6 protein-coding genes are annotated in these 5764 nt (G+C 69.1%); 3 read left to right on the forward strand and 3 right to left on the reverse strand.

Features of this window, described 5'->3' with window-relative positions:
* The coding region (locus tag D3872_RS10390; RefSeq protein ID WP_147373854.1) for a TetR/AcrR family transcriptional regulator at window positions 1-574 on the reverse strand (574 nt) is incomplete at its 3' end.
* A 99-nt stretch (window positions 575-673) separates the two neighbouring features.
* On the opposite strand from D3872_RS10390, the gene D3872_RS10395 reads away from it, so the two are divergent.
* The 3 genes from D3872_RS10395 to D3872_RS27260 are packed head-to-tail and all read left to right on the forward strand — an operon-like array spanning window position 674 to window position 2683.
* Window positions 674-2119 (forward strand): efflux transporter outer membrane subunit, encoded by a 1446-nt coding sequence (locus tag D3872_RS10395; protein ID WP_119810706.1) that lies wholly within the window; start codon window positions 674-676, stop codon window positions 2117-2119.
* A 19-nt stretch (window positions 2120-2138) separates the two neighbouring features.
* Complete coding sequence (locus tag D3872_RS27255) at window positions 2139-2393, forward strand: hypothetical protein (protein ID WP_307719421.1); 255 nt, start codon at window positions 2139-2141, stop codon at window positions 2391-2393.
* Complete coding sequence (locus D3872_RS27260) at window positions 2345-2683, forward strand: HlyD family secretion protein (RefSeq protein WP_307719422.1); 339 nt, start codon at window positions 2345-2347, stop codon at window positions 2681-2683. Before D3872_RS27255 ends, D3872_RS27260 begins: the two co-directional genes overlap by 49 nt.
* A gap of 376 nt (window positions 2684-3059) precedes the next feature.
* Here D3872_RS27260 and D3872_RS10405 read toward each other — a convergent pair whose 3' ends face one another.
* Window positions 3060-4229: an HlyD family secretion protein gene (locus D3872_RS10405; protein ID WP_119810707.1), complete on the reverse strand. Its 1170-nt coding sequence runs from the start codon at window positions 4227-4229 to the stop codon at window positions 3060-3062.
* Window positions 4230-4248: 19 nt separating this feature from the next.
* Entirely contained in the window at window positions 4249-5646 is a 1398-nt protein-coding gene (locus D3872_RS10410) for an efflux transporter outer membrane subunit (protein ID WP_229459258.1), read from the reverse strand.
* Window positions 5647-5764: the final 118 nt, after the last annotated feature.

Below are 5764 nucleotides of genomic sequence, written 5' to 3' on the forward strand. Positions count from 1 at the left end.
CCACCGCGCGCGTCACCGCCTGCTTCACGTCCTTCGAATCGAGTTCGTCCAGGATGTGGCACATGAAGCGGTCGTGGAACTCCGCCTCATACAGGGCCTTCAACTGAAGGCTGGCGGTGCGCGCGTCCGCCTTGCGCAGCTTCCCTTGTTCCATCGCCGTCGACAGGAAGGCCGACACTACGACCAGGCTGCGCGCCGGGCCGTTCTCATAGCATTTCCTGCCCAGGTCGGCGCGCCCCGATTCCGAAATCACCAGCCGGCGCATCGACTGCAGTTGCGGCGAGTAGATGAAGGTGATCAGGCGCTGCCCGAAGGTCTCCAGCGCCTTGGCGATGTCCTCGGTCGACACGTCGAGCGCGGCGTGCACCTGTTCGAATTCCGCGTCGGCCGACTGCCGCATCACCTCGAAGAACAGTTCCTCCTTCGACGCGAAGTAGTTGTAGATCGTCGCTTTCGAGCCGCCGACACGCTGGCAAATCTCGTTCATCGACGACCGTTCGAATCCCCCTTCGCGAAAAACCTGGGCTGCCACATCGAGGATGGCCTGGCGTTTTGTCTCTGTTTTTAGTCGCATGGCAAGCTTTTTAATTTGTACCCGTTGGTACAGTTTAGCTTGCCGGGGTTCAAAGTCAAATATATACTGTACCGTACGGTATAGTTAAAGGACTCCCCAATGCCCCAGTCATCGATTCAATCTTCCCGTCCCGGCCGCACCACGCTTGCCGCGTGCCTCGCGCTGGCGCTGGCCGGCTGCGCCCAGCTGCCTACGCCGGCGCAGCCTGGCCGCCTCGCCACCTTGTCCGATTTGGCGTCGTCCTCCACGTTCGAAGCGCCCCGGGCGGAGTGGCCGTCGGACCAATGGTGGCTCGCTTACGGCGACGCCCAGCTCGACGCCCTGGTCAGCGACGCGCTGGCCAACTCGCCCGGCATGGCCGCGGCGTCGGCCCGCCTGCGCCTCGCCGGCGCAGCACGCGACATCACCGGGGCCGCATCGCGGCCGCAGGTCAGCGCGAGCGCTTCCGCAACCAGCCAGCGCCTCAGCGCCAACCACCTGACCCCGCCCTCGGCGACGCCGGAAGGCTGGAACGACTACGGCCGGGTGACCGTGGACCTGGGCTGGGACCTTGACTTGTGGGGAAGGCAGCGCGCCGCGCTGGCCGCGGCCACCTCCGAGCGCGAAGCCGCCCGTGCCGACCTGGCCCAGGCGCGCCTGCTTCTGGCATCGAGCATCGCGTCCGGCTACGCGGAGCTGGCCCGCCTGTTCACCACCCGCGATACGGCCGCGCAGGCAGTGGAAGTGCGCCGCAAGACCGCGCAGCTGATGAACGAGCGTTTCGCCAACGGCTTGGAGAACCGCGGCGCGGCGCGCCTGGCGGACGCCAATCTGGCTGCGGCGGAAGGCCGCCTGCTGGAACTGGACGAACAAATCGGCATGCAGCGGCACGCACTGGCCGCGCTGATGGGAGCGGGGCCCGACCGTGGCCTCGCGATCCGCCGGCCGGCGCTGGTGGCGGGCCGCGCTTTCGGCCTGCCGCCGCAACTGGATGCGAACCTGCTCGGACGGCGTCCCGACGTCGTCGCCGCGCGCCTCCAGGCCGAGGCCGGTGCAAGCCGCATCGACCAGAAAAAGGCCGAGTTCTATCCGAACCTGAACCTGTCCGCGTTCATCGGCGTGCAGTCGCTCGGCCTCGACATGCTGGCTAAAGGCGGATCTGTCATCGGCAGCGCCGGCCCGGCATTGTCGCTGCCGATCTTCAGCGGCGGCCGCCTGCGCGGCGAACTCGATGCCGCCCATGCGGCCCACGAGCAGGCTGTCGCGCTGTACAACACCACGCTCACCCGCGCCCTGCACGAACTGGCCGACAACGCGCTGGCGCAGAAAGCGCTCGGTGCGCGCCTGGCCAGGAGCGAGGAGGCGGTCGCCGCGGCCACGGAGGCCCACCGCATCGCACGCAACCGCTACGAGGGCAGCCTTGACAGCTATCTCGCGGTCCTTAACGCCGAGGAAGTGCTGCTCGACAGCCTGGACGCCGTCACCAACCTGCGCGCGCGCTCGCTGATGCTCGATATCGCCCTGAACCGCGCCCTCGGCGGCGGCTACCTGGCGGCAAACCAATAAACGATCCAAGGAACCAAACATGACCCAAGATACCGCTGCCAACACCTCGAACACCCGGCGCCGCAACAGGCTGCTGCTCGCCCTTGCCGGGCTTGTCGCGATCACCGGCGTGGCAGGCGCCGCCTACTGGCGCCTGCACGCCGCCCACTTCGTCAGCACCGACAACGCCTACGCGGGCGCCGAGATCGCTCAGGTAACCCCGCGGTCGGCGGCACCATCGCGGAAGTGCGGGTCAAGGACACCCAGGCCGTCCGCCGCGGCCAGGTGCTGGTGACGATCGACCGCACCGACGCCGAGCTGGCGCTGGCCCAGGCCGAAGCCGAACTGGGACTGGCCATGCGGCGCGTGCGCGCCCACGTCGCCAACGACGAAGGCCTGGCCGCGCAATTCTCCGCGCGCAAAGCCGAGGAAGAGAAGGCCGGCGCAATGCTGGACGCGGCCAAAGCCGAATTCGAGCGCGCCCGCGTGGACCTCAGGCGGCGCGAGGCGTTGTCGGGCGTCGGGCTCGGTGTCGGGCGACGAACTGACGCGCGCGAAGAACGCCTTCCTGCAAGCGCAGGCTAGTCTGGAGGGCGCGAAGGCGGCGACTGCCCAAGCCCGCGCCAACAGTGTGGCCGCGCATGGTGCGCGCCAGGCCAATGCCGCGCTGATCGCCAACGCCACCCAGTACAACAATCCCGAAGTGGCGCTGGCGCGCGCCAGGCGCGACCGCGCGCTGATCGACCTCGAACGCACCGTGATCCGTGCGCCGGTCGATGGCGTAGTCGCCAAGCGCCAGGTGCAGCTGGGCCAGCGTGTGCAGGCCGGCACCCCCGCTGCTGTCGGTGGTGCCGGTGCAGGACATGCATGTGATGGCCAACTTCAAGGAAGTCCAGCTGGAGAACGTGCGCGCGGGCCAGCGCGCCACCCTGACGGCCGACGTCTACGGCAGCTCGGTAACCTACAACGGCGTGGTAGAAGGCTTCTCGGGCGGGTCCGGTGCCGCCTTACGCGCCGTCGCGGTGTCGACTTCGACCGTCATCGACAGCCCGACTTTGAGCGGATGGGCGCGCAGCTGCTCCGGATCGATGCGGATGCGCACAGGCAGCCGCTGCACTACCTTGATCCAGTTGCCGGTCGCATTCTGCGCTGGTATCGCGGCGAAGGCCGCACCGGACCCGCCCGAGAAGCCTTCTACCACGCCGTTGTAGGTTACCGAGCTGCCGTAGACGTCGGCCGTCAGGGTGGCGCGCTGGCCCGCGCGCACGTTCTCCAGCTGGACTTCCTTGAAGTTGGCCATCACATGCATGTCCTGCACCGGCACCACCGACAGCAGCGGGGTGCCGGCCTGCACACGCTGGCCCAGCTGCACCTGGCGCTTGGCGACTACGCCATCGACCGGCGCACGGATCACGGTGCGTTCGAGGTCGATCAGCGCGCGGTCGCGCCTGGCGCGCGCCAGCGCCACTTCGGGATTGTTGTACTGGGTGGCGTTGGCGATCAGCGCGGCATTGGCCTGGCGCGCACCATGCGCGGCCACACTGTTGGCGCGGGCTTGGGCAGTCGCCGCCTTCGCGCCCTCCAGACTAGCCTGCGCTTGCAGGAAGGCGTTCTTCGCGCGCGTCAGTTCGTCGCCCGACACCGAGCCCGACGCCGACAACGCCTCGCGCCGCCTGAGGTCCACGCGGGCGCGCTCGAATTCGGCTTTGGCCGCGTCCAGCATTGCGCCGGCCTTCTCTTCCTCGGCTTTGCGCGCGGAGAATTGCGCGGCCAGGCCTTCGTCGTTGGCGACGTGGGCGCGCACGCGCCGCATGGCCAGTCCCAGTTCGGCTTCGGCCTGGGCCAGCGCCAGCTCGGCGTCGGTGCGGTCGATCGTCACCAGCACCTGGCCGCGGCGGACGGCCTGGGTGTCCTTGACCCGCACTTCCGCGATGGTGCCGCCGACCGCGGGGGTTACCTGAGCGATCTCGGCGCCCGCGTAGGCGTTGTCGGTGCTGACGAAGTGGGCGGCGTGCAGGCGCCAGTAGGCGGCGCCTGCCACGCCGGTGATCGCGACAAGCCCGGCAAGGGCGAGCAGCAGCCTGTTGCGGCGCCGGGTGTTCGAGGTGTTGGCAGCGGTATCTTGGGTCATGTTTGGTTCCTTGGATCGTTTATTGGTTTGCCGCCAGGTAGCCGCCGCCGAGGGCGCGGTTCAGGGCGATATCGAGCATCAGCGAGCGCGCGCGCAGGTTGGTGACGGCGTCCAGGCTGTCGAGCAGCACTTCCTCGGCGTTAAGGACCGCGAGATAGCTGTCAAGGCTGCCCTCGTAGCGGTTGCGTGCGATGCGGTGGGCCTCCGTGGCCGCGGCGACCGCCTCCTCGCTCCTGGCCAGGCGCGCACCGAGCGCTTTCTGCGCCAGCGCGTTGTCGGCCAGTTCGTGCAGGGCGCGGGTGAGCGTGGTGTTGTACAGCGCGACAGCCTGCTCGTGGGCCGCATGGGCGGCATCGAGTTCGCCGCGCAGGCGGCCGCCGCTGAAGATCGGCAGCGACAATGCCGGGCCGGCGCTGCCGATGACAGATCCGCCTTTAGCCAGCATGTCGAGGCCGAGCGACTGCACGCCGATGAACGCGGACAGGTTCAGGTTCGGATAGAACTCGGCCTTTTTCTGGTCGATGCGGCTTGCACCGGCCTCGGCCTGGAGGCGCGCGGCGACGACGTCGGGACGCCGTCCGAGCAGGTTCGCATCCAGTTGCGGCGGCAGGCCGAAAGCGCGGCCCGCCACCAGCGCCGGCCGGCGGATCGCGAGGCCACGGTCGGGCCCCGCTCCCATCAGCGCGGCCAGTGCGTGCCGCTGCATGCCGATTTGTTCGTCCAGTTCCAGCAGGCGGCCTTCCGCCGCAGCCAGATTGGCGTCCGCCAGGCGCGCCGCGCCGCGGTTCTCCAAGCCGTTGGCGAAACGCTCGTTCATCAGCTGCGCGGTCTTGCGGCGCACTTCCACTGCCTGCGCGGCCGTATCGCGGGTGGTGAACAGGCGGGCCAGCTCCGCGTAGCCGGACGCGATGCTCGATGCCAGAAGCAGGCGCGCCTGGGCCAGGTCGGCACGGGCGGCTTCGCGCTCGGAGGTGGCCGCGGCCAGCGCGGCGCGCTGCCTTCCCCACAAGTCAAGGTCCCAGCCCAGGTCCACGGTCACCCGGCCGTAGTCGTTCCAGCCTTCCGGCGTCGCCGAGGGCGGGGTCAGGTGGTTGGCGCTGAGGCGCTGGCTGGTTGCGGAAGCGCTCGCGCTGACCTGCGGCCGCGATGCGGCCCCGGTGATGTCGCGTGCTGCGCCGGCGAGGCGCAGGCGGCCGACGCCGCGGCCATGCCGGCGAGTTGGCCAGCGCGTCGCTGACCAGGGCGTCGAGCTGGGCGTCGCCGTAAGCGAGCCACCATTGGTCCGACGGCCACTCCGCCCGGGGCGCTTCGAACGTGGAGGACGACGCCAAATCGGACAAGGTGGCGAGGCGGCCAGGCTGCGCCGGCGTAGGCAGCTGGGCGCAGCCGGCCAGCGCCAGCGCGAGGCACGCGGCAAGCGTGGTGCGGCCGGGACGGGAAGATTGAATCGATGACTGGGGCATTGGGGAGTCCTTTAACTATACCGTACGGTACAGTATATATTTGACTTTGAACCCCGGCAAGCTAAACTGTAC

The organism is Massilia cavernae, assembly GCF_003590855.1.
Classification (GTDB): domain Bacteria; phylum Pseudomonadota; class Gammaproteobacteria; order Burkholderiales; family Burkholderiaceae_D; genus Telluria_A; species Telluria_A cavernae.

Bases quoted from the DNA above. Each gene is read 5' to 3' on its own strand.
- D3872_RS27255 (WP_307719421.1), top strand. From the start codon at position 2,139: ATGACCCAAGATACCGCTGCCAACACCTCGAACACCCGGCGCCGCAAC.
- D3872_RS10405 (WP_119810707.1), bottom strand. From the start codon at position 4,229: ATGACCCAAGATACCGCTGCCAACACCTCGAACACCCGGCGCCGCAAC.
- D3872_RS10395 (WP_119810706.1), top strand. From the start codon at position 674: ATGCCCCAGTCATCGATTCAATCTTCCCGTCCCGGCCGCACCACGCTT.